Annotated in this window: 23 protein-coding genes and 1 riboswitch; of the genes, 11 read left to right on the plus strand and 12 right to left on the minus strand. The window is 71.0% G+C overall.

All coding sequences use genetic code 11. The features are described from left to right. Nucleotides 1–130: 130 nt before the first annotated feature. Both ABT004_RS18860 and ABT004_RS18865 read right to left on the minus strand, forming a co-directional pair. Nucleotides 131–721, minus strand: coding sequence for a hypothetical protein (locus tag ABT004_RS18860; protein WP_351337997.1), 591 nt, complete (start codon nucleotides 719–721; stop codon nucleotides 131–133). Then, entirely contained in the window at nucleotides 721–1,815 is a 1,095-nt protein-coding gene (locus ABT004_RS18865) for a baeRF3 domain-containing protein (RefSeq protein ID WP_351337999.1), read from the minus strand. Before ABT004_RS18865 ends, ABT004_RS18860 begins: the two co-directional genes overlap by 1 nt. Before the next feature lie 183 nt (nucleotides 1,816–1,998). Here ABT004_RS18865 and ABT004_RS18870 point away from each other — a divergent pair, with 183 nt between their 5' ends. From ABT004_RS18870 to ABT004_RS18895, 6 genes are all read left to right on the plus strand, one after another. Next, on the plus strand, nucleotides 1,999–3,450 hold the full coding sequence (locus ABT004_RS18870) for a basic amino acid/polyamine antiporter (protein WP_351338002.1): 1,452 nt from the start codon (nucleotides 1,999–2,001) through the stop codon (nucleotides 3,448–3,450). A gap of 35 nt (nucleotides 3,451–3,485) precedes the next feature. Then, nucleotides 3,486–4,748 (plus strand): arginine deiminase, encoded by a 1,263-nt coding sequence (locus ABT004_RS18875; RefSeq protein WP_351338005.1) that lies wholly within the window; start codon nucleotides 3,486–3,488, stop codon nucleotides 4,746–4,748. 30 nt (nucleotides 4,749–4,778) lie between these two features. Continuing rightward, on the plus strand, nucleotides 4,779–6,965 hold the full coding sequence (locus ABT004_RS18880; RefSeq protein WP_351338007.1) for a phosphoinositide-specific phospholipase C-related protein: 2,187 nt from the start codon (nucleotides 4,779–4,781) through the stop codon (nucleotides 6,963–6,965). Nucleotides 6,966–7,018: 53 nt separating this feature from the next. Then, a riboswitch (cobalamin riboswitch) is annotated at nucleotides 7,019–7,208 on the plus strand. Nucleotides 7,209–7,244: 36 nt separating this feature from the next. Continuing rightward, nucleotides 7,245–8,297, plus strand: a complete 1,053-nt coding sequence (locus ABT004_RS18885) for an ABC transporter substrate-binding protein (RefSeq protein ID WP_351338010.1) — start codon at nucleotides 7,245–7,247, stop codon at nucleotides 8,295–8,297. A 59-nt stretch (nucleotides 8,298–8,356) separates the two neighbouring features. Beyond that, on the plus strand, nucleotides 8,357–9,370 hold the full coding sequence (locus ABT004_RS18890) for a FecCD family ABC transporter permease (protein WP_351338117.1): 1,014 nt from the start codon (nucleotides 8,357–8,359) through the stop codon (nucleotides 9,368–9,370). Beyond that, on the plus strand, nucleotides 9,367–10,152 hold the full coding sequence (locus ABT004_RS18895; RefSeq protein WP_351338013.1) for an ABC transporter ATP-binding protein: 786 nt from the start codon (nucleotides 9,367–9,369) through the stop codon (nucleotides 10,150–10,152). Before ABT004_RS18890 ends, ABT004_RS18895 begins: the two co-directional genes overlap by 4 nt. 1 nt (nucleotide 10,153) lies before the next feature. Here the strand turns inward: ABT004_RS18895 and ABT004_RS18900 are convergent, their stop codons facing one another. Continuing rightward, a complete protein-coding gene (locus ABT004_RS18900) occupies nucleotides 10,154–10,774 on the minus strand; it encodes an L-threonylcarbamoyladenylate synthase (RefSeq protein WP_351338015.1) in 621 nt (206 codons plus the stop codon). 158 nt (nucleotides 10,775–10,932) lie between these two features. Between ABT004_RS18900 and ABT004_RS18905 the strand changes: the two genes are divergently transcribed. Continuing rightward, on the plus strand, nucleotides 10,933–12,081 hold the full coding sequence (locus ABT004_RS18905; protein ID WP_351338018.1) for a hypothetical protein: 1,149 nt from the start codon (nucleotides 10,933–10,935) through the stop codon (nucleotides 12,079–12,081). Nucleotides 12,082–12,161: 80 nt separating this feature from the next. On the opposite strand, the gene ABT004_RS18910 is transcribed toward ABT004_RS18905, so the two are convergent. Beyond that, entirely contained in the window at nucleotides 12,162–12,527 is a 366-nt protein-coding gene (locus ABT004_RS18910) for a hypothetical protein (RefSeq protein WP_351338021.1), read from the minus strand. Between the two features lie 74 nt (nucleotides 12,528–12,601). Here ABT004_RS18910 and ABT004_RS18915 point away from each other — a divergent pair, with 74 nt between their 5' ends. After that, nucleotides 12,602–12,958: a DUF779 domain-containing protein gene (locus ABT004_RS18915; RefSeq protein WP_351338024.1), complete on the plus strand. Its 357-nt coding sequence runs from the start codon at nucleotides 12,602–12,604 to the stop codon at nucleotides 12,956–12,958. Here ABT004_RS18915 and ABT004_RS18920 read toward each other — a convergent pair. Further along, the gene (locus ABT004_RS18920; protein WP_351338027.1) at nucleotides 12,955–13,386 is read right to left on the minus strand and encodes a MarR family winged helix-turn-helix transcriptional regulator; all 432 of its coding nucleotides are present in this window, start codon (nucleotides 13,384–13,386) and stop codon (nucleotides 12,955–12,957) included. The genes ABT004_RS18915 and ABT004_RS18920 overlap by 4 nt on opposite strands. Before the next feature lie 96 nt (nucleotides 13,387–13,482). Here ABT004_RS18920 and ABT004_RS18925 point away from each other — a divergent pair, with 96 nt between their 5' ends. Together ABT004_RS18925 and ABT004_RS18930 are read left to right on the plus strand one after the other, a co-directional pair. Continuing rightward, entirely contained in the window at nucleotides 13,483–14,304 is an 822-nt protein-coding gene (locus ABT004_RS18925; RefSeq protein ID WP_351338030.1) for an SDR family NAD(P)-dependent oxidoreductase, read from the plus strand. 44 nt (nucleotides 14,305–14,348) lie between these two features. After that, entirely contained in the window at nucleotides 14,349–15,581 is a 1,233-nt protein-coding gene (locus ABT004_RS18930) for a phosphodiester glycosidase family protein (RefSeq protein WP_451187237.1), read from the plus strand. 89 nt (nucleotides 15,582–15,670) lie between these two features. On the opposite strand, the gene ABT004_RS18935 is transcribed toward ABT004_RS18930, so the two are convergent. Next, complete coding sequence (locus ABT004_RS18935; protein WP_351338033.1) at nucleotides 15,671–15,865, minus strand: hypothetical protein; 195 nt, start codon at nucleotides 15,863–15,865, stop codon at nucleotides 15,671–15,673. A 111-nt stretch (nucleotides 15,866–15,976) separates the two neighbouring features. After that, complete coding sequence (locus ABT004_RS18940; protein ID WP_351338036.1) at nucleotides 15,977–16,858, minus strand: phosphatidylinositol-specific phospholipase C/glycerophosphodiester phosphodiesterase family protein; 882 nt, start codon at nucleotides 16,856–16,858, stop codon at nucleotides 15,977–15,979. Between the two features lie 277 nt (nucleotides 16,859–17,135). Between ABT004_RS18940 and ABT004_RS18945 the strand changes: the two genes are divergently transcribed. Then, entirely contained in the window at nucleotides 17,136–18,059 is a 924-nt protein-coding gene (locus ABT004_RS18945; protein ID WP_351338038.1) for a Vgb family protein, read from the plus strand. Nucleotides 18,060–18,075: 16 nt separating this feature from the next. Here the strand turns inward: ABT004_RS18945 and ABT004_RS18950 are convergent, their stop codons facing one another. From ABT004_RS18950 to ABT004_RS18970, 5 genes are read right to left on the minus strand one after another with little or no spacing between them, the layout of a single operon-like run. Further along, nucleotides 18,076–18,729, minus strand: coding sequence for an ABC transporter ATP-binding protein (locus tag ABT004_RS18950; protein WP_351338039.1), 654 nt, complete (start codon nucleotides 18,727–18,729; stop codon nucleotides 18,076–18,078). Beyond that, nucleotides 18,722–19,639, minus strand: coding sequence for an ABC transporter ATP-binding protein (locus ABT004_RS18955; RefSeq protein ID WP_351338122.1), 918 nt, complete (start codon nucleotides 19,637–19,639; stop codon nucleotides 18,722–18,724). The genes ABT004_RS18950 and ABT004_RS18955 overlap by 8 nt, the downstream gene beginning before the upstream one ends. 41 nt (nucleotides 19,640–19,680) lie before the next feature. After that, the gene (locus tag ABT004_RS18960; protein WP_351338041.1) at nucleotides 19,681–20,577 is read right to left on the minus strand and encodes an ABC transporter permease; all 897 of its coding nucleotides are present in this window, start codon (nucleotides 20,575–20,577) and stop codon (nucleotides 19,681–19,683) included. Then, nucleotides 20,570–21,562, minus strand: coding sequence for an ABC transporter permease (locus tag ABT004_RS18965; protein WP_351338043.1), 993 nt, complete (start codon nucleotides 21,560–21,562; stop codon nucleotides 20,570–20,572). Before ABT004_RS18965 ends, ABT004_RS18960 begins: the two co-directional genes overlap by 8 nt. After that, nucleotides 21,559–23,142, minus strand: coding sequence for an ABC transporter substrate-binding protein (locus tag ABT004_RS18970; RefSeq protein ID WP_351338045.1), 1,584 nt, complete (start codon nucleotides 23,140–23,142; stop codon nucleotides 21,559–21,561). Before ABT004_RS18970 ends, ABT004_RS18965 begins: the two co-directional genes overlap by 4 nt. Between the last annotated feature and the right edge of the window lie 83 nt (nucleotides 23,143–23,225).

A 23,225-nucleotide genomic window follows, 5' to 3' on the forward strand; every position in this document is an offset into this window, starting at 1 on the left:
GCACGCTCGCGGCGTTGCCGAAACGCCCGAATAGCTCCGCTATTAGGGCGCTCCGGCGCCATGCGATCGCACGCACCAGACGCCGCGTGGCCCGCCCTTCGGGCGGACGACGGGACTTTCGATACACGCCCTAGTAGCGCTGCGCCTTCGCCACGCTCGCCTTGAGGTGCGGCTCGGGGGGCTTGGTGCTGATTGCCAGTGGCTGCGCCCTGTCCCCCGACTTCAGGTCCTTGGCGCCGACGACCTTGGTCTCGACCACCTTGCCGTCGGAGTCGCTGAAGTCGACCTGCACCGCGTACGAGGCGGTCTTGTCGGTGGTGTTGGTGATGTGGACGACGACGGCGCGCACGCCCTTCGTTTCCGAGAGGCGCTTGCCGGTCAGCTCGACGTCGCGCACCGCGTTGCCCTGCCCGTCGGCCTTGTCCAGCTGCTTGGTGAACTCCTGCCGCTTGCGCTCCACGTCGGCCGAGACGGACGCCTCGAACTGGCTGGCCCGCGCCGAGGCCGACTTGGCGGCCGCGGACGTGGAGGCCTTGATCGACGCCTTCTTCGACGCCAGCGCCGAGGGCGGCGTACCGGAGAACCTCGACGCGTCCGGTGAGCTGGCGGAGGCGCTGGCACTCGCACCCGTGTCCTCGTCGTTTCCCGAGCCGCATGCCGCGAGCGCCAGCACACCCGCGAGGGCGCAGGCGATCGGCGCGACCGTCGTCCGCCCGCGCATCAGAACCTCAACACCGCGGCGACGCGCCCGGCGTCCGCGAGGGTGTCGTCGGGGACGAACACCACCTCCGCGCCGGTCTCCAGGGCGGATTCGACGACCTCGTCGACGATGTCGTGCACGGCGTCGAGATCGTCATCGGCGGCCGGTTCCAGGTGGCCGTCGCCGGCCCGCACGGTGATCCGGTAGTTCTCCTCGACGACGAGCCGGCGGATCCGCCCGTCCTGGGCCTCCTGCCACACCTCGTCCACGCCCGCCGCGTACTTCTTCTCGCCGCGCGCCTGCTCCAGCTGGTCCAGCGCCTCGGCGACGGCCAGCCGCGCCGCTTCGTCCCGGGCCGGGGCCACCGCCTGCGCGACCTCCTCCGGGGTGCCCTGCGCGAGCCCGCCGACCGCCACCTCGATCGCCCCCTTCGCGGCGCTGCCGACCTCCGTCAGAAGGGTCAGCGCGGCCGACTCCCCGGTGACGTAGAGCGGCCTCGGTTCCTCGCCGAGGACGTCGCTCAGCTCGGTGTCCGCGTCCCGGAAGAACTGCCGGGTCTGCTCGTCCCGGAAGGTGCTGGGCACGTCGCCGATGCGCTCCTTGCGTTCGGCGTCCGGGTCCTCGAGGCTGCGGGTCAGCGGGAAGCCGTGCTCCGTGTTCTCGGTGACGCGGTCGCCGCGGCCGTCCCACAGCGTGATCCGGTCGGCGGCCAGGGCCAGCACCCAGTAGGGGCGCCGCGCGGCGTCGGCGGCGACCAGGTTCCGGGTCAGGAAGGTGTCGGCGACCACGACCCGCTCGGGGACGCCGCGGTCGACGGCCCATGTCTGATGCTCACCGGGCGCCGCGAAGACGATGAGGCCGTCGCGCGCCTGGGCGGGGTCGACCTCCTCGACCGCGGCCCGCAGCTGCGCGACGACATCCTCCTGGCGTTCCTTCGTCACCGCGGGATCCGCCGACAGCTGGCGCTCCGCCTCGCTGACGAGGTTGCCGAGCCGGACCGGGTCCTGACTGTTCTCCGGTCGTCGCCGATGAGTGGGCATCGCCAGGGACACGGCGGGATAGGAGCGCGGCTCGCGCAGCTCCCGAAGGATCACCGGGGTCAATGAGGAATGCATGGGTGCTTGTCCTTCTCCTGAGACGGCTCGCACCATGCTGCCCACAACTCGCACAATCGGCCATTTGGGATGGACATGTTGTGACACTCGAACCGTACGAAAAGGTGCAGTTCTCAACGTATTCGTAGAAAACTGTTCTCCGAGCGTCCCGGCTCCCACGCACCGCGAACCGAAGGGGATGTGATGGAGCAGCAGGCCTCTACGGAGTCCCAGGCCTCCCCACCACCCGCGAAACTCGCCCTGTTCACCCTCACCACCATGGTCATCGGCTCCATGGTCGGCGCCGGGGTGTTCTCCCTGCCGGCGCGCTTCGCCGAGCAGACCGGGGTGGCGGGAGCGCTCATCTCCTGGGCGATCGCCGGTACGGGCATGCTCATGCTCGCCTTCGTCTTCCAGTCCCTCGCCGTACGCAGGCCCGATCTGGACGCGGGCGTCTACGCCTATGCCAAGGCGGGCTTCGGCGAATACGTGGGCTTCTTCTCCGCCTTCGGCTACTGGGCCAGCTCGTGCGTCGGCAACGTGACGTACTGGGTGCTGATCATGTCGACGATCGGCACGATCTGGTCGGGGCTCGGCGAGGGTGACACCGCGCTCGCGGTGATCCTCTCCTCCGTGGGCCTGTGGGCGTTCTTCCTGATGATCCGCCGGGGCGTGAAGGAAGCCGCGGCCATCAACAGGATCGTGACCGTGGCGAAGGTCGTCCCGATCGTCATCTTCGTGATCCTGGCGCTCGTCTTCTTCGATCCCAGCGTCTTCGCCGAGAACTGGGGCGGCGCCGACTACGCGGGATCCTTGTTCAGCCAGGTCAAGGGCACGATGCTGGCCACCGTCTTCGTCTTCCTCGGCGTGGAGGGCGCCAGCGTCTACTCGCGGCATGCCAAGCGCCGCGAGGACGTCGGCAGGGCCACGATCCTCGGCTTCCTCAGCGTCTTCGCGATCTTCGCCTCCGTCGTGATCGTCTCCTACGGGATCATGCCGATGAGCGAGATCGCCGAGCTGCGTCAGCCGTCCATGGCCGGTGTCCTGGAGGACGCGGTCGGCACCTGGGGCAAGGTCTTCATCAGCGTCGGCCTCATCGTGTCCGTGCTCGGCGCCTATTTGGCGTGGACGCTGATGGCCGCCGAGGTGCTGTTCGTCGCCGCGAAGGACGACGACATGCCGCGCTTCCTGCGCCGAGCCAACCCCGCGGACGTGCCGGTGCCCGCCCTGCTGATGACCACGATCCTGACCCAGGTCGTGCTCGTGGTCACCGCGTTCTCCGACGACGCCTTCAACTTCGCGCTCGATCTGACCAGCGCCCTCTCCCTGATCCCGTATCTGCTCGCGGCCGCGTTCGCCGCGAAGATCGGCATGCGAGCCGATCCGCTCACCGCGGGCGGCCGCACCTCGAGCCGTGAACTGACCATCGCGTGGGTGGCCGTGCTCTACACGGCGTTCCTGCTGTACGCGGCGGGGCTGAAGTTCGTCCTCGTCTCGCTGATCTTCTACGCGCCGGCCACCATCCTGTTCGTGATGGCCCGCCGCGAGCAGCGCCGCCGCCTGTTCTCGCCGCGTGAACTCGTCATCCTCGCCGTCTCCGTGATCGGCGCGGTGGTCGGCATCGTCGCCCTGGCCGCCGGCTGGATCAGCCTGTGACCGCCCCGTCCCATCCTCTTCCCGGGAGGCACCCCGTGACCGACCCCGTCAGCTCCGCTCCCGCCGCCTACGGCGTCCACTCCGAGGTGGGCCGGTTGCGCAAGGTCCTCGTCTGCGCGCCGGGGCTCGCGCACCGCAGGCTGACCCCGACCAACGCGGACGACCTGCTGTTCGACGACGTGATGTGGGTGGAGAACGCCCAGCGCGACCACGCCGACTTCGTCAACAAGCTGCGCGGGCGCGGCGTCGAGGTCGTCGAGCTGCACGAGCTGCTCGCGGAGACGATGGCGATCCCGGAGGCGAAGTCCTGGCTCCTGGACCGGAAGATCGTGGCGAATCAGGTCGGGCTCGGCCTGATCGACGACACTCGCGCGTTCCTGGAGGGCCTCGATCACCGGCAGCTCGCCGAGTACCTCATCGGCGGGCTCGCCACCACCGACCTGCCCGACGACTACCGCTCCCCGTACGTGAACCTGGCGCGCGAAACCACGGGCGTGCGCGAGTACTTGATGCCGCCGCTACCCAACACCCTCTACACCCGAGACACCACCTGCTGGCTGTACGGCGGCCTCACCCTCAATCCGCTGTACTGGCCCGCGCGGCACGACGAGACGCTGCTGATGAAAGCGGTCTACCAGTTCCACCCGGACTTCGCGGGCTCGACCGTGTGGTGGGGTGATCCCGAACGGGACTGGGGGCAGGCGAGCTTCGAGGGCGGCGACATCATGCCCGTCGGCAAGGGCGTCGTCCTGATGGGCATGAGCGAGCGCACCTCCCGGCAGGCCATCACACAGGTCGCGGCCTCCCTCTTCGAGCGCGGCGCCGCCGAGCACGTCATCGTCGCCGGGATGCCGAAGCTGCGCTCCGCGATGCACCTGGACACCGTCTTCACCTTCGCCGACCGCGACATCGTCACCCTCTACCCGAAGATCATGGACGCGGTGCACACGTTCTCGCTGCGCCCCAGCGACAAGGCACCCGGCCTGGAGATCACCGACGAGCGCTCGGCCGCGTTCACCGACGTCGTCGCGAAGGCCCTCGGCATCGGCGACCTCCAGGTCATCGAGACGGGCGGCGACGTGTACGCGTCCGAGCGCCAGCAGTGGGACAGCGGCAACAACGCGGTGGCCCTCGAACCCGGCGTGGTCTTCACCTACGACCGCAACACCCAGACGAACACGCTGCTGCGCAAGGCGGGTGTCGAGGTCATCACCATCGTCGGCGCCGAACTCGGCCGGGGGCGCGGCGGCGGCCACTGCATGACCTGCCCCATCATCCGGGACCCGCTCCACTATTGAGGCGGCCCCCGGACAGGTACCTTCGAGGGCATGGAGAAGGTCACGCTCCATCCGCTGCTCCGCGTGGTGGCCCTCGTCGTGGCCACTCTCGCCACACTGACCGTGTGCGTCACGGCCACCGTCCGCGGCACGCTGCTCGACCCCGGCTTCCACGCCGCCGTCCTCGACGAGCAGCACGCCTACGACCGGCTCTACAACGAGGTCCTGGTCGACCCGAAGGCGTCCCCGGTCACCCGCGATCTGCTGGCCCGGCTCGCGGTGCCGGAGGCCCAGATCACCTCCAACCTGAAGCTGGTGCTGCCGCCCGACACGCTGCGCGACCTGACCCGGCAGCAGGTCGACGCGGTGGTCGGCTATCTGAACGGCGACCGTGAGGACCTGCGCCTCGTCGTCGACCTGCGCCCGGTCCTCGCCAACCTCGGCGACCTGGCGCACACCTATTTCGGGGATCTTGTCGCGGGCGTCCAGAACCGCTCCGAGCCCGACTTCGAGCGGTTCCGGTCGACGCTCGCCGACGAGGCGCGCGAGCTCGCCGCCGGGCGTGCGCCCGACGACCTGCCGCGGCTGCCGCTGACACCGGACCAGGCGAGCCGCGTCACCGACGCCCTGCTCGCCCTCGTACCGGCCGGGGAGCGCAAGGACCTGCGCCCGGAGGTCGAGACGGCGCTCGCGGAGGGAGACGTCGGCACCGCGCTCGCCGCAGTCGCCCCGGCCACCGTCACGGACCGCGTCCAGAGCGCGACGGCCCAGCTCCGCACGCTCGTCGACGGCGGCACCTGGGACCTGACGGACACCCTCGAGGCCTCCGGCAACGACCTGTCCGGTCTGCACGACGCGCGCCCGTACACGGCGGTCGGCCTCGGAGTGCTCGAAATCGTGGCGGCGGCGCTCCTGTTGGTGTCCCTTGCGGCGCTGTGGCTGCTCGCTCCGCGGCAGCCGGGGCGCCGACTGGTCCTGCTCGGGATTCCGCTCCTGGCCGGCGGGGTGCTCGCCGGGCTGGCCGCCTGGGTGACGCGCCTGGTCACCGACGGGCGGATCGTCGCGCCTCCCGACTCGTGGCCGCCGAGCCTGACCCGCCTCGTCGACGACGTGCAGCGCGCCGCGGTCGGTCACCTCACCGGCACCGCGCTGTGGGCCGCGCTCGTGCCCGTGCTCGCCGGGGCGCTTCTCGCCGGTGTCGGCCTGCTCATGCGGACCGGGCTCGCCGGCCGGGTTCCGCGGGTGGCGCGGGAGCGGCTCGGGTCGCCGCGGCGGACGGTCGGCCTGGGGTTCGGGGCGGCGTGCGTGGCGGTCGCGGGGATGGTCCTGATGCCGCTGGCCGCGTCACCCGCGGCGGCCCGCGAGTGCGAGGGCAGCACCGAACTGTGCGACCGCCCCTACGACGAGGCCACGTACCTGACCGCGCACAACGCGATGTCGACGACCGCCGACCACTTCATCGGGCCGCTCCAGGACCCGCGTATCAGCACGCAGTTGGACCACGGGGCGCGCGCCCTGCAGCTGGACACCTACCGCTGGGAACGGCCCGAGGAGATCGCCGAGCGTCTCGACGAATCCGACTTCACGGCCGAGCAGCGGGCGCTGGTGAGGTCCGCGGTCAACCGGATCAATCCACCGCGCAAGGGGCTGTGGCTGTGCCATTCGGTGTGCCGGGCCGGGGCGATCTCCCTGGTGCCGGTGTTGCGCGAGATCGGCGACTGGATGAAGGACCACCCGAATGAGGTGGTCAGCCTGATCATCCAGGACGCCATCTCCGCAGAGGACACCCAAAAGGCCTTCCACCAGGCCGGTTTGGACGAGCTGGTCCGCCGGCCGGACGCCGATCCGGCGAAGCCGTGGCCGACGCTCGGCGAGATGATCGACAGCGGCCGGCGTCTGGTCGTGTTCGCCGAGAAGGCGGACGGCCCGGCCCCCTGGTACCGCAACTTCTACCGCTACGGCATGGAGACCCCGTTCACTTTCCGCTCCCCTGACCAGATGAGCTGCGTCCCGCACCGCGGCGGCGACGACAAGCGGCTGTTCCTCCTCAACCACTTCATCACCAACAACGGCGGCAGCCGCATCGACGCGGGCGAGGTCAACGCCCGCCGCTACGTCCTCGACCGGGCACACCGCTGCGAACGCGCACGCGGCAGGCCGGTCAACTTCGTGGCGGTCGACTACGCGACGATCGGGGACGCGCAGGGGGCGGTGGACGCGCTCAACGAGGGCCGCTGAGCGACGACTACCGGGCCTCCTGGCGAGGGGGACCGCCCCGCGTGATAGTTTCGCCGAGCCAGTCGTACCTTTGTGTGTTTTTCTACGCACACGGGTCAGGGAATCCGGTGGGAAGCCGGAACTGACGCGCAGCGGTGAGGGTGACGGGCGGAGCCACTGCCACTGGGCCGGCACATCGGTCTGGGAAGGCGCTTCGCGCGGACGACCCCGAGTCCGAAGACCTGCTGGCGGCCTCCAGTGCCGCGTGGCGTGGAGGCGGACCATAGGCCGGCTCCGCGTATGAGCCCTGGACGCGAAGGAACCTCCGTGCTGTTCGCACGTCAACTCCGCCGATGTGCCCCGCTGTTGGCGGGCGCTCTGCTGCTCTCCGGGTGCGGCACGACCGCCGCCGTCGAGGACGGTGCCGCCGGTGGCGGCGGTGTCACGCTCGACAATTGCGGCCAGAAGGTGCGGGTCACGCATGCCCCGCGCCGCGCCGTCGCCCTCGATCAGGGGTCCGCCGAGATCATGCTCTCGCTCGGCCTCGAGGACCGGATGGTCGGCACCGGCACCTGGACCGACCCGGTACCCAAGGAGCTGGCGAAGGCCAATGCGAAGGTGCCGCGCCTCGCCGACCGCTACCCGTCGCTCGAGAAGGTCCTCGGCACCGAACCGGACTTCGCCGCGGCCTCGTTCACGTACACCCTCGGCAAGGGCGGTGTGGCGCCGCGCGCGGAGTTCGAGAAGCTCGGCGTGCCCACGTACCTTTCCCCCAGCGACTGCGTGGGCAAGGACAACGGCGACGGGGACGGGGTACGGACCAAGACTCTGGGGCTCGACGTCGTGTACGGGGAGATTCGCGATCTGGCGCGCGTCTTCGATGTCGAGGAGCGCGGCGAGAAGCTCATCGGCACGCTCAAGTCCCGGGTGCGGAAGGCCACTTCCGGGATCGACGCGCATGGAGTGGACGTCCTGTACTGGTTCGCCAACTCCGACTCGCCCTATATGGCGGGCTGTTGCGGCGCCCCCGGCGTCGTCACCAAGGAGCTCGGGGCGCGCAACGTCTTCGACGACACGCACGCGGAGTGGCCACAGGTCAACTGGGAGACGGTCGCGGACCGCGATCCGGACGTGCTGGTCATCGGCGATCTGACGCGCCGCTCGCAGTCGGCCGAGTCGGCCGCGCAGAAGATCAAGTTCCTGGAGTCCGACCCCGTCACCAAGCACATGACCGCCGTGAAGAAGAAGCGGTACGTGCGGCTGAGCGGGCAGGCGATGAACCCGACCATCCGGACGGTCGACGGCGTGGAGCGGGTGGCCGCGGGGCTGCGCGAGTTCGGCCTCACGCGGTGACGGCTCGCACGGTCGCGGCCCCCGCGGTCACGGCGGCGCAGCCGAAGGCCTCGCCCCGGATCACCCTTCGCGCCACGCTCGCCTGGGCGGCCGGCATCGCCGCGCTGTGCGCCTCGGTCGCCTTCGCCATCACCCTCGGGCCCGCGCGGATTCAGGTCGGCGACGTGTGGGCGGCGGTGGGCGACCGGATGGGCCTCGCGACCTCGGACCTCTCGCCGATCCGGGACGGCATCGTATGGAATCTACGGCTGCCGCGGACGCTGCTCGCGGCGGTGTGCGGGGCGGGGCTCGCGGTGTGCGGGACGGTGCTTCAGGCGCTGCTGCGCAATCCGCTGGCCGATCCGTTCGTACTCGGTGTCTCCTCGGGCGCGTCGACCGGAGCCGTACTCGTCGTCGTGCTCGGCCTTGGCGGGGGTGCCATCTCGGTGTCGGGCGGCGCGTTCGTCGGCGCCGTCTGCTCGTTCGCGCTGGTGCTGGTGTTGAGTCACACGCTGGGCGGCAGCACCGACCGTGTGGTGCTGTGCGGGGTCGCGGCGATGCAGCTGTTCTCGGCGCTGACCTCGTTCGTGGTACTGACGTCGGCGGACGCGGAGACGACGCGCGGCGTGCTGTTCTGGCTGCTCGGCTCGCTCAGCGGGGTCGGCTGGACCGAGGTGTGGATGTGCCTGGCCGTGCTCGCCGTGACGCTCGTGGTGTGTCTGGCGTACGGGCGCACCCTCGACGCGTTCGCCTTCGGCGCGGAGGCGGCTGCCACCCTCGGTGTCCGGGTGGCCCGCACCCGGATCGTGCTGCTGTGCGTGACGGCGCTGCTGACGGCGGCCCTGGTCAGCGCGGCGGGGGCGATCGGCTTCGTCGGCCTGGTGCTGCCGCACGCGGCGCGCGCCCTGGTGGGTCCGGGGCACACCCGGCTGCTGCCGGTGACGGCGCTCGCCGGGGCGGTGTTCCTGGTGTGGGTGGACACGGTGGCGCGGACGGTGCTCGAACCGCAGGAGGTTCCGGTGGGTGTGGTGACATCGCTGATCGGTGTACCGGCGTTCGTGCTGGTGCTGTACCGCGGGCGGGGTGTGCGGTGAGCCTTTCCCAGCAGGGGTTGCGTGCGGAGCGTGTGTCATGGTCGCCGGGCGGCCCGCTGGTACTCGACGGGGTGTCCGTGACGCCGGAGCCCGGCACCGTCACCGGCGTCCTCGGCCCCAACGGATCGGGCAAGTCGACGCTGCTCCGCCTGCTGTCCGGGGTGCTCGCCCCGGCCAGCGGCATCGTCACCCTCGACGGCGATCCGCTCGCCTCCGTGGGCCGCAGGCAGGCCGCGCGGCGCATCGCCATGGTGCAGCAACAGTCCGACGCCCAGGTCGAGTTGACCGTCGCCGACGTCGTGCGGCTCGGCCGGGTCCCGCACCGCCGCGCCTGGCAGCCCGCGTCGGCGGCGGACGAGGCGGCGGTCCGCGACGCCCTCGACCGCAGTGGCCTCGCCGACCGGGCGCACCGCTTGTGGCACACGCTGTCGGGGGGCGAACGCCAGCGGGTACAGATCGCCCGCGCCCTGGCGCAGGAACCGCGCGAGCTGCTGCTGGACGAGCCGACGAACCACCTCGACATCCAGCACCAGCTCGAACTCCTCGACCTCATCGGCACGCTGGGTATCACGTCCGTCGTCGCTCTGCACGACCTGAACCTCGCCGCCACCTACTGCGCGCGCGTCGTCGTGCTGTGCGAGGGCCGGGTCGTGGCGGCCGGTGAACCCGGCGACGTACTCACCGAGGGACTCATCGCCGACGTGTACGGGGTGCGCGCCGAGGTCACCCGCCCCGGCGCCCGCCCGCACATCCGCTATCTGGGCACCACTGCGACCGGCTGAGTCACTCGAAGCGCTCCGTGTCCCCCGCGCCGGCCCGTACGATCTCGGCCTCCCCGTCGGAGAAGTCGATGACCGTGGTGGGCACGGTGCCGCAGTCGCCGGAGTCCACGACGGCGTCCACCTGGTGGTCGAGGAGCTCCTTGATCTCCCAGCCCTGGGTGAGCGGCTCCTCCTCGCCGGGCAGCAGCAGTGTGCTGGACAGCAGCGGCTCGCCGAGCTCGGTCAGCAGGGCCTGCGTCACCACGTGGTCGGGGATGCGCACGCCGACGGTCTTCTTCTTCGGGTGCTGCAGCTGCCGCGGCACCTCACGCGTCGCGGGCAGGATGAAGGTGTAACTGCCGGGCGTGGCCGCCTTGATGGCACGGAACACGTCATTGTCGATGTGGACGAACTTCCCCAATTGGGCGAAATCCTGGCAGACCAGTGTGAAGTGGTGCCGGTCGTCGAGCTGCCGGATGGTGCGGATCCGGTCGACGCCCGCCCGATTGCCGAGCCGGCAGCCGAGCGCGTAGCAGGAGTCCGTGGGGTAGGCGACGAGCGCGCTGTCGCGGATACTGTCGGCGATCGCGGAGATGAGGCGCGCTTGCGGGTTTGCTGGATGCACGTCGTAGTACCTGGCCATTCGGCGAGCGTACGGGATCGGACGCGCCACGCCGGGGTACACGAAGGGCGAATCGGGCGCGTACGCGCGACAATCCCGACACCGGACCACCCTGCCCTGGCCCCCGCGCGCCCACGGACCCATACTGGTCGCGCCCCGATCACTCACAGAACGACTCCATGGCGAAGAAGAACTCAACTCCGACACCCGTCCCCGACACCGTGTGGCTCGCACGCGGACGCCACCTCGGGCCCGATCCCGAGCGCGACGTCCGGCGCAACCTCATCGCCCTCAAGGCGGCGGGCGTGCTCGACGACTTCCTCGACCTCGACTCCGAGGACGCGGCGCGCTCCACGGTGCTGCACCCGCGCGCGGAGGAGGCCGGGCCGGGACCCGGCGCCCGCCGGGTGTTCGAGGCGCGCTGGCGCGTGGCCGACAACGTCACCGTGCGCGGCCGGCTGACGACGTACGACCCCGACACCCGCACCAAGGACTCCGAAGGCGTCAGCTGGATCCTCGCCGCGGAGGCGGAGCGGCCCTGGGAGCTGGCCTGGCCGTCGCCCGCGCCGATGTTCTGGCCGGACAGCGAGCGGGTGCCGTGGGATCACGACACAGTGGCGGGGCTGCGCCTGCGGGCGCCGAACCACCTCCCCAAGGACGACGACGCCCTGCGCCGTCTCCTCAAGGACTGCTCGCGCTCCAGTTGGTACGTGCATGTCGTCATCCACGAGGCGATGACACCGGACGCCCAGGGGCAGCGGTCCATCACGCGGTTTCTGCCGCCGAGCCTGCAGCACCGGGTGATCGAGCACCGGGCGACGCCCGACCAGGCCCAGGTCGTGGACTTCGGGCTGCGCAAGGACTTCAAGGCCGGGATGCCCCGCGGCGGCGGCATCGTACTGCCGACCACACCGGCGCACCCGGACTATGCGGCGGACCGTTTCACCGTGCGCAGCGTGTTCCTCGACGGCAGCGAGCCGACCGAACTTGTCGACCGGATCCGGGAGTTCACCGCGTTCCCCCGACCGCTGACCGACGAGGCGGCGCAAGCCATCACGCGGCTGCGCGACGGCTGGCATCTGCTGACGCCCGACGAGGAGCTGACGCACGCGCAGGACATGGTCACGAAGTACGCCGAGGCGCTCGACGCGATGACCAAGTCCCGGGACAGCTACCGAGAGGCGGCCGAAGCGGCGCGGGCCGCGCTCGCGGAGGCGCCGCGCGGCGACGTCCCGACGCAGGCGCCGACGGACCCGGAGGCCAAGGACGCCTCCCCCTTCGGCACGCTCGGCAAGGCGTTCGGACGCTTCCGGGGGCCGAACAAGTAAGCACGGGCCCAACTGGCATTCAGGACCTGTGAGTCACGGAGACACGGCGCCCGCGCACGAGCGGGCGCCGGCCCGTCCCCTCACTCCTCCTCCGCCTCCTCCTCGGCGCCCGGGTCGGACATCCGCAGCGCGATCTCCTGCAGCAGTTCGCTGGATTGGACGTCGATCCGCCCCTCGTCGTGGACCTTGGCGAGCTGCGTGAAGAGGAACGCGAACGCCTCCACGAGCGACACGCTCGCCGGCATCAGCGCGGCGATGGCCAGTTCGGCCGCCTCCTCCGCGCTCGCCCCCGATGGGATCTCGACGGTCGGGAACACTTCCGACACGAGCCGCCCCAGTTGCGTCAGGTCGGTGTCGAGTGCCTCGCCGTCGCTGAGCCTGCGCACCATCTCGTGCGTCTCGGTGAGCACGCCGATGGCCCGCAGAATGATCTCCCTCTGTTCCATGTGCGGAGCTTATGCCGGGGCCCGCGTCGCGCGTGCAACGTGGTCGCAACGTCCCACCCCTTTGACTGGGTGTCATGACCGACGTCCCCCGCGTGGAGCTGACGGACGCGGCCGCCGAGCTGGTGCGGCGGCTGCGCGAGGCCCACGGCCCGCTGATGTTCCACCAGTCCGGCGGCTGCTGCGACGGCAGCGCGCCGATGTGCTTCCCGGCGGGCGAGTTCCGCACGGGAGCCTCCGACGTGCTGCTCGCCGATCTCGCGGTGCAGGGGGTGGCGGAGCCGGTCCCGTTCTGGATGTCCAAGAGCCAGTACGAGGTGTGGAGTCACACGCGGCTCATCGTCGACGTCGTCGAGGGACGCGGCAGCGGCTTCTCCCTCGAGGCACCGGAGGGCGTACGTTTCCTGATCCGCTCCCGGCTGGTCGGCGCCTAGGACCCTTCTGACGACGGTTCGCGCGCACGCCCCAGGAGACCGATCAGCTCGGTGAGCTGTCGATCGGTCAATCGAGCCAAAGGGCTCGCGGCGAGCGCGGCGTCGATGACCGCGCCCCGCACGCGGAGTCCCTCGGGCGTGAGAGCGACGAGTCGGGATCTCCGGTCATCGGGGTCGACGACGCGTTCGACGAAGCCGCGGTCGACGAGTTGCGTGGTGACGAAGCTCAGGTTCGGCGCGTTGCAGAACAACCGTTGAGCCATCGTCTTCATCGACGGCGCCTTCTCGTCGGGGTCGATGGCCCACAACGCCTGGGCCGTGGCCCCCGTGAGCCGGTACTCGGAGAGCGTGGCGTCGAGTCGGTCGTTCGTCTGTCCGACGAGCGACTGCATGGCCACCACCGCGGCCTCGAGAAGGCGTTGCTGCATGGGTTCACTCTAGCGGACTTGTTTCGAAACTCGAAGGACTATATGTTTCGAGTCTCGAAGCATCTTCGTTGCCGCCCAACCTCGGAGAGAGTCCACATGCACTCCTACTCAGGCACCACCGCCTTGATCACCGGAGCCTCGAAGGGCATCGGCAAGGCATACGCGAAGCAACTCGCCTCTCGCGGCGCCAACCTGGTTCTCGTCGCTCGCTCGACCGCCACCCTCGAGGCGCTCGCGTCCGAGTTGCGCGCCGACCACGGCACGCACGTCACCGTGCTGGCCGCGGACCTCTTCGACCGCGAGGCTCCGCAGACCATCGCGGACGCGCTCACCGAACGTCACCTCGACATCGACCTGCTGATCAACAATGCGGGCATGGGCGCCGTCGGCCCCTTCCTCACGCGCCCATACGGCCCGAACGTCGATTCGGTCGACCTCAACATCACCGCGCTGATGGGCCTCGCCCACGTCTTCGGGGCACGCATGCTGGAGCGCGGGCGCGGCGGGATCATCAACGTCGCCTCGATCGCCGGTTTTCAGCCGATGCCCTACCAGGCGAGCTACGCCGCGACCAAGGCGTTCGTCCTGTCGTTCACGGAGGCCCTCGCCGAAGAACTGCGCGGCAGCACCGTGCGTGTGATGGCCGTCCATCCCGGTCCTGTCGAAACCGGCTTCTTCGACGGCACCACCGCGACGCTGAACGCGAGGTCCGTGTCACCGGATCGCATCGCCGCCAGGTCGCTCGACGACTTCGCGCGCGGGCGGACGATCTCGTTCCCGGGCGAAGTGTCCGATCGTGCCATCGCCTTCGTCTCGCGACTGCTGAGCCGCAAACGCGTCGCACGTCTCACCGGCAACTTCAATCGCAGATTCGGCCACCACAAGGTCGCCGACCTCACCGCGCCGGCCGAGGCCTGACGCACGCCCTCGACGCGCGCCTCCGCGTCTGCTGAACTCCCCGCATGCAGACGAGAGTTGGCAAGCGAGGCAGAAGAGTCCTTGCGGTCCTCGGGGTCGCGTCGATGCTGGCCGGTGCCGCCCTGACGGGTGCGGCGCCGGCCGGCGCCACGTCGGGCGAGCGGGTCGCTCCCGGCGTCACGTACACGGAGTTCGACGTCCCCGCCGCGAAGGGCACCGCACACGCCCATGTCCTCACCGTCGATCTGACCGACCCGCGCGTGCGGGTCGACCTCCTGCACCCCGGCGCGGTCGGGGCCCGTGCCACCGTCTCCTCGATGTCCGACGCGGCCGGCGCCGTGGGCGGGGTCAACGGGGACTTCTTCAACATCACGGAGAGCCAGCACCCGGGCGTCGAGGTCACCGGCGCCTCCGTCGGACCGGCGACAGCGAGCGGGCACACTCTCAAGGCCGCCGTGCCGAACGGGCAGCGCTTCGGCCCGGCCCTGCCGCCGGGCACCTCCACCCGCGACGTCCTCGGTGTCGGCGTCGACCGGCGGGCCCGCCTCGACACCCTGGACCTCGACGGCTCGGTACGCACCCCCGACGACCGGCTGCCGCTGGGCGGGCTGAACCAGTACGCGCTGCCGGTCGGTTCGGTGGGGGCGTTCACGTCCGACTGGGGCAGCGTGTCGCAGGTGCGGGCCACCTGCGGCACGGACACCCAGCGGGCGGCTCCGTGCAGCACGGACACGTACGAGGTGACCGTGCGGCGCGGACGGGTCGTGTCGTCGGCGGACACGCCGGGCAGCGGGCCGATAGCGGCCGGTTCCACGGTCCTGGTGGGCAGGGAGGCCGGTGCGCAGTGGCTGCGCAAGCTGTCGCAGGGTGACCCGGTCGCGGTCCACCACCGGCTCGTCGCCGCGCGCTCGCACATCCCGTACCGCTTCGCGATCGGCGGCTATCCCGTGCTGCGCGACGGCGCGCCGCTGCCCGGCCTGGACGCGACGACGTCGGCGGTGCGCACTGCGGCGGGTATCGGGGACGGCGGCCATGAGCTGATCCTGCTGGCCCTGGACGGCGCCCCCGCCTACCGCACCGGCATGTCGATGACCGAAGTGGCCGAAGCGATGCGGTCCTTGGGCTCGGACGACGCGTTCAGCCTGGACGGCGGCGGTTCCTCGACCCTCGTGGCCCGCGCACCCGGCGCGCCCTCGGTGTCGGTCCGCAACCACCCCAGCGACCCGCCGGAGCGGGCGGTCGCGAACGGGATAGGGGTGTTCTCGGCCACGAAGTAGCGCCGCAGGAGAGTCACCACAGCGAGTCGCCCGGACGACGGAACCGAATCGTCCGGGCGACCGAGCGAGTTGACTGGTCGACTGGCTGGCTACGGGTTGAGGTTGCTGACCAGGGTGGCGGTGGAGTTGATGCCGTCGTGGATGGTCGGCGCGGCGTCCGTGCCCGCGAGCAGGAAGCCGAGCAGCAGGCAGACCAGCGCGTGCGAGAACTTCATGGCTCCGTTGCGCAGGAAGATCACCGCGACGATGAGCAGCAACACCACGACGGAAATGGACAGGGACATCGCCGAACCTCCTCCGCCACGTCAACGCCGTGGCTATCGGCCGCAAGTGTGACGCAGCGGAGGGCGCCGACCGGGGCATGACCTGTCCCCCGAACGGGTGTTAACCCGGGGTCACCGACCGGAAGGCTTGTCGTGGGTCACGTCGTGGGCCTCCAGGAACGCCCGCAGCCCCGCGAGGTCATCCGTGTTGAGGTGGTCGACATCCGCGGCGATCAATTCGGCCCAGACCGCATCCCGTTCGGGCCCGGCGACGTCGGGTGTCGCCCAGAAGCGGACGCGCTGGCCGCGCGCGTGGGCGGCGTCGACGATGCCGTGCAGCTTGTCGCGCTCGGCGGCCGGCATGGGCCCGCTCCCCAGCCACGTGAAGTTGTTGGCCCAGTTGTCGCTGATGAGCGGGACGAACGAGGCGGGCGCCGCGCTGCCGAGGTCGGTGAGGCGACCGTCGTAGAAGGCGCTGCGCCTGGCCTGCGCCTCCATCGGCGGGCGCGCGGCCCGGTCGCCGGAGATGACGACGGTGACGGCACCCTTGTGCACACGCCACCGGTCGTACCTGGTGAAGAGGCGGCCGTAGCGGCGCAGTTGGCGGTCGAGTTCCTGGTACGTCGCCGCGCCGTCGGTCTTGATGTCGACGAGGAGCTGCAGCGGGGTGCGCCATCCCCGGTACACCGAACCGCGGTTGGCCTTCACGCGGGCGGCGAGCGGGTCGAGGTAGAGGGAGGCCAGGGTGCGCGTGGGGTCGAGGTCGACGGGGTCGTGGGCGACGAGCAGGTCGCCGTTCACGAGGTAGATGTCGGCCTCTACGCTGTTGAACCGCTGGTCGAGCGCGTCGAACAGGGGCCGCGGGTGCTCGTAGTCGTTGTGGGCGTGAGCGCGCCGCAGGGGTGCGGGGCCGCGCTTGGGCTCGGATGCCTGCGCCAGGTTGGGCGTGGTGACACCGACGGCGAGCGCTGCGGCGAGGGTGCCGAGGGCTCTGCGGCGGGTGGTCGGGGCCATGTGTGCCTCCTGTGGTGGGCCGGTGGGACACGGCGAGTATGCGGGGCGCGGGTCATCAACCGGCAGAGGTGGGACGGGAGTTGGCGAGACCGGCACCCCCGGTTCACCGCGGGGCCATCACAACTCACTGGTCACGGGCCTGCGTGGCCTGCTCCAGGGACACCCACGACGGAAATCCGGCTAACTTTACGTCCGTCGTAAGTTTGCTACGAGGCCACAGCGGCCTCACAGAGGTGACCTGCCTTGCGGATCACCGCGTCCTCCGAGGGAGCGCACGATGTCGCCCGAGCCCACCAGCGTTCGCCCACTGCCCGCACACGACCGGGTGGTGGAACACGCGGTGTCCGACAGCGCGGCCGGCCCTTACGCGCTCACCACGGGCCCGGACGGCGCGTTGTGGTTCACCCTCGTCCACAGCGGCGAGATCGGCCGGCTCGTCCCCGGCGCCGAACCGACGCGTCACCGCCTCGACGACCCCGACTGCGGCCCGACCGTGATCACCCCGGGCCCCGACGGTGCCCTGTGGTTCACGGAGTACCGGGCGGACCGGATCGGGCGGATCACGGTGACCGGCGACGTCGCCGAATTCGAGGTACCCACGCCGAGCTGCGGGCCGTTCGGCATCGCGGCGGGCCCCGACGGGGCGCTGTGGTTCACCGAGACGGCGTCGGACCGTATCGGCCGCATCACGGTGGACGGTGACATCACCGAGTTCCCGCTCCCCCTGACCGGCGGCTTCGCCTCGGCGATCACGGCCGGGACCGACGGCGCGATGTGGTTCACCCTCAACCAGGCGAACGCCATCGGCCGGATCACCATGGACGGCACGGTCACGAACCATCCGCTGCCGACGGAGGCGGCGGCGCCCGTCGGCATCGCCGCGGGTGGCGACGGGGCGCTGTGGTTCGTCGAGATCGCCGCCGGTCAGATCGGCCGGATCACTCCGGACGGCGAGATCACCGAGTTCCCGCTGCCCGATCGCACGGCCCGCCCGCACGCCGTCACGGTCGACGCCGAGGGCACCGTGTGGTTCACCGAATGGGGCGCCAACCGCATCGGCACGCTCACCCCCGACGGCACCCTCACCGCCCACGCCCTCCCTACCCCGAACTCCGAACCCCACGGCATCGCGGTCGGCCCGGACGGCGCGGTGTGGACGGCGTTGGAGATCGGCGCGCTGGCCCGGATCGCCACCTCGTAGTGCGACCGGCGTCCGCCTACGCCCCCGCCAACTCCCCCCACTCGACCGTCCGGCCGCACCACCGCTCGAGGAGCACGCGGTCGTGTCCCACCGCCAGGAGGCCCGCTCCGGTGTCCCGGCGGTAGGCCTCCACCGCGGCCACCAGTGCGGCCGTGGTCGACGCGTCGAGCATGGCGGTCATCTCGTCGCAGATCAGCCAGCGGGGGCGCAGGGTGAGGGCGCGGGCGAGGCAGGCGCGTTGGAGTTGGCCGTCGCTGACCTCGTGGGGGCGGCGGGTCAGCAGGTCGGTGGACAGGCCCACAGTGTCGGCCAACTCCCGTACGCGGGCGGCGTGGTCGGCGCCGTTCGCGCGCAGGGGTTCGGCGATGAGGTCGGCGAGGCGCAGGCGCGGGTCGGCGGACAGGCGGGGTTGTTGGAAGACGACGCCGAACGCGGTGCGTTGGGCGCGTGGGGCGCGGTGGCGCCAGCCGTGGGCCGGTTCCCCGTCGATGACCACGCGGCCGGAGTCCGGGGCGTGCAGCAGCGCCGCGACGCGGGCGAGGGTCGACTTTCCGCAGCCGCTGGGGCCGAGGAGGCCGACGCTCTCGCCGGGCGACACGAACAGGGTCACGTCCCGGATCACCGGAGCGCGGCGGTCGTAGCCCGCCGTGATGGAGTGCAGTTCAAGCACGGGTGGCCTCCTGCTGGGCCGGTACCGGGTGGTGGCAGGCCACGCCGTCCGTCACCAACGGCAGCGTTGTGCACCGGTCGTCGGCGCCTGTGCAGCGCGGGGCGAACGCGCAGCCCTCACCCAGAGCGCCCAGTTCCGGCGGCATCCCGGGGATCGGCGTGAATTCGCGGTCGGGCAGCGCGTTGAGGAGGCCTCGGGCGTACGGGTGGCGGGGGCCGCGCGCCCCGAAGAAGGCGTCCGCGTCGGCCAGTTCGACGATGCGGCTCGCGTACATCACCGCCACCCGGTCCGCGATCCGTTCCGCCGCCGCGAGGTCGTGCGTGATCAGCAGCAGCGCCCGGTCGGTGCCGATGTGGCGGCGCAGCTCGTCGACGGTGCGCTCGACGAGGTCGCGGTCGAGGCCGGTGGTCGGTTCGTCGGCGAGCAGCAGGGGCGCTTCGCCGACCAACGCCAGCGCGGTCGCGGCGCGTTGCGCGAGTCCACCGGAGAGTTCGTGGGGGTAGCGGTCGAGGTGGTCGAGCGGGAAGGCGGCGCGTTCGGCGACCTGCCGGACGGCTTCCTCCAACCGAGGGCCGCGGCGCGGCGCACCCGTCAACTTCCGGAGTGTCTCGGCCAGTTGTGAGCGCACCGTGCGGACCGGGGTGAGGTGTGCGGCCGGGCTCTGCGGCACCAGTCCGATCCGGCGGCCGCGTACCGTGCGCGCGAGCGTCGGCTCGTCGGCCGTCATCAGGTCCAGGTCGCCGAGGCGCGCCGAGCCCGCCGTCTCGGCGTTCTGCGGCAGCAGGCCAAGGAGCGCGGACGCCAGGACCGATTTTCCGCAGCCGCTCTCGCCCACGAGGGCCAGGCACTCCCCCGCCCGGAGGCCGAAGGAGGCGTCGCTGACGGCCCGTACGTACGCGCCGTCGCGCATCCGGAACCGTACGGACAGCTCGTCCACCGAAAGCACCGTGGTCACAGGGTCAGCTCCGATCGGCGGCGCGGGTTCAGGCGTTCGCGCCAGGCGCCCGCGAGGCCGGCGATGGCCAATGTCGGGACGATGATGAACAGGCCGGGGAAGAGGGTCGGCCACCAGTCACCCGCGAGCAGCGAGCCGCGCGCCGTCTGCACGAGCGTGCCGAGGCTGGCCTGGTGGGTGGGCAGGCCGAGGCCAAGGAAGGACAGGGCGGATTCGTGCCAGATGGCGTGCGGCACCATGAGGACCGCGGCGAGCGCCGCCTGTGGCAGGACGCCGGGCAGGAGGTGTCTGACCGTCACGCGCCACCGTGAGGCTCCGCCGGAGATCGCCGCGTCCACGTAGGGGCGCGAGCGCAGTGAGAGGACTTCGGCGCGCACGATGCGGGCCGTCGACAGCCAGTGCGTCAGGCCCACCGAGATCACGACCGGCCACACGCCCGGCCGGAACATCGCCACGATGAAGATGCCGAGCAGCAGGTGCGGCACCGACGAGAAGGTGTCCACGACGCGCATCACGCCCCGGTCCACCCAGCCGCCGAGCGCGCCCGCGAGCGCCCCGACGGCGGTGCCGATGACGGTCGCGACGACGGCGGCCACCACGCCGACGAGCAGCGAGACCCGCAGCCCGTACACGCTGCGCAACAGCAGGTCCCGGCCGACGTCGTCGGTGCCGAACGGGTGCGCCCAGGACGGCGGTTGGAGCTTCGCGGCGAGGTCGACGGCCTGCTGGTCGAGTTGCGTCAGGGGCGGCACCAGGAGCACGGCGAGAACCACCACGGACACGAGCACCGCGGACGAACGTATTCGCCACGCGCGCGTGGAGCGGCGCCGCATCCCGCGCGTGCGCCATTCCAGGGCCGGCGCAACGGTCTGGTCAGCGGTTTGGTCAGCCATCGAAGCCCACCCTTGGATCGGCGATGCCGTACAGGAGGTCGGCGGCCCAGTTCCCGGCGAGCACGGCGAGCGTCGCGAGGACGGTGACGGCGGCGAGCAGCGGGAAGTCGACGGAGGTGGCCGCCTGCACGGTCGCGGCGGCGATGCCCGGCCAGCTGAACACGGTCTCCACGAGCAGTGCCCCGGTGATGAGTTCGGGCACCCGTGAACCGATGAGCGTGAGCACGGGCAGCGTGCCGGAGCGCAGCGCGTGCCCGAACAGCACGGTGCGCGGGGCGAGTCCGCGTGCGCGGGCCCCGCGCACGGGGTCCTCGCCGAGCGCGTCGCCGACGCCCTGACGGACGTAGAGGACGAACCACGGAAGCTGCGAGATCGCCAACACGCCTGCGGGCAGCGCGAGATGGGACAGCACCTGTCCGGCGGTGACCGTGGAGGAGCCGGTGTCGGTGAGGCCGCCCGCGGGCAGCACGCCGAGTTTCAGCGCGAACAGCCACACGGCGAGCAGACCGAGCCAGAACGGGGGCGCGGCCTCCAGCGTGTACGCGAGCGAGGTGACGGCACGGTCGAGCCAGCCGCCCTGGCGGCGTGCGGCCAGCACGCCGAGGAGGGTGCCGAGCACGATCGCGACGAGGAACGCGGTGGCGGCCAACAGGACGGACCAGCCGAGCCGTTCACCGATCACCTGCGCGACCGGCTGCCGCATGACGGCCGAGTCGCCGAGGTCGCCGGCGAACGCGGACGTCAGCCAGTCCCACCAGCGGGCGAACAGGGGCTGGTCGACGCCGAGGTTGACGCGCAGCTGGTCGAGGTTCTCCTGTGACGCGGTGAGCCCGGCCGTGCCCGCGTACGCCTTGACCGGGTCGAAGGGGGAGGCCGCGGCGATCGCGAAGACGCCGAAGGTGACGGCGGCGAGGACGGGCACGGCGAACACGATCCGCCGGCCCGTCAGGCGTGCCATCGGCCCCCACGGGAGCCGTCTGCTCATGCCTTCCAGTCCTCCACGTTCCACCACGGCCCGGAGGCGAGCCCGTGGTCGTGCGGCTCGATCTGGGTGGAGAGGCCGCCGAACTTCTTGTCGACCACGTAGAGGTGGTCGATGTGGGTGAGGAAGGTGTAGCCGGGGTCCTTCACGAGCTCGCGCTGGACGGTGTCGTACGCGGCCTGCCGCTTCGCCTTGTCGTCGGTGCGGCGGGCGGCCTCCAGGGCGGCGTCGACCTTCTTGTTGTCGTAGTGCGCCATGTTGTTGAAGCCGTCGCCCGCGAGGGAGGACTTGAGCAGCGAGTACTGGTCGAAGTCGGGGTCGGCGGGCGCGCCGCCACCGGCGAGGACGGCGTCCTTGGGCATGCGGGGCATGATGACTTCCCAGGTGCCGCTCTCGACCTTGACGTCGATGCCGAGCTTCTTGGCGTCGGAGGCGTAGGCGAGGGCGTGGTCCTGGCGGAGCTTGTCGCCGGTGAGGTACCAGAGCGGGAAAGCGGCGCGGACGCCGTCCTTCTCGCGGATGCCGTCGGCGCCGGCCTTCCAACCCGCCTGGTCCAGGAGCTTCTTGGCCTTGGCGATGTCGTGCGTACGCTCCGTGCCCTTGGTGAACCAGGGGCTGTCGGTGGGCACGGGGCCGTAGGCCTCCTTGCCCGCGCCCTCCAGGATCTGGTCGACCATGGCCTTGCGGTCCACGCCGATGTCGAGGGCGCGACGGACGGCGTTGTCGCCCGCGACCTTGTTGCCGGTGGGCAGGGTGACGACGCGGTAGTCGAAGGTCTTCGCCGCGTACGTCTTCATGTCGGGGTCCGACGTGTACGTCTTGGCGAGGTTGGGCGGCAGGATGGCGCCGTCGAGGTCGCCGGAGCGCAGCCGGGTGGCGCGCACGTCGTCGTCCTTGATGATCGCCATGGTGAAGTTCTTGATCTTCGGTGCGCCGCCCCAGTAGTCGGGGTTGGCCTTGAAGACGAGCTTCTCGCCCTTGGACCACTTCACCAGCTTGTACGGCCCGGTACCGATCGGCTTGGTGGTGAACTTCCCGTTGTTCACGTCGCCCTTGCCCGCGACGTGCTCGGGCGCGATGGGCAGGACGGTGCGCTCGGCGAACGGTGCGTAGGGGTACTTGAGGTGGAAGACGACGGCGTCGTCGCCCTTCGCCTCTACGTCCTTGACGGCGTCCAGTTCGGCCTTGGAGGCGTTGTTGGTCTTCTTGTCGAGGATGGACTCGTACGTGAAGACGACGTCCTTGGAGGTGAACGGCTTGCCGTCACTGAACTTCACGCCGTCGCGCAGCTCGTACGTGTAGGTGCGGCCGCCGTCGGTGACCTTGGGCAGCTCGGCCGCGAGGGCGGGCTTGAGCTTCATGTCGGCGTCGTGAGTGAGCAGCCCGTCGAAGATCTTCGAGTTGCCGTCCTTGCCGTAGCCGAGGAGCGGGCTGAGGCTGTCGGGCTCGTAGGCGATGCCGACGACGGCGCTGTCGGCGCCGCTGCCCTTGGCGTCGTCGTTCGGCGCCGCGCACGCCGCAGCGGTCACCGCCAATGCGGCGACCGCTGCCCCTGCTGTCGCGCTCCGTGCCGGCCTGGCCACGCCACCCACCCCTATTCAAGATCTGATGTTATTGCGAATGAGTCGCAATAATGTCATCTCGTCAAGGAGAGGTAAAACCCGGC

The organism is Streptomyces sp. NPDC002790 (assembly GCF_040295505.1).
Classification (GTDB): domain Bacteria; phylum Actinomycetota; class Actinomycetes; order Streptomycetales; family Streptomycetaceae; genus Streptomyces.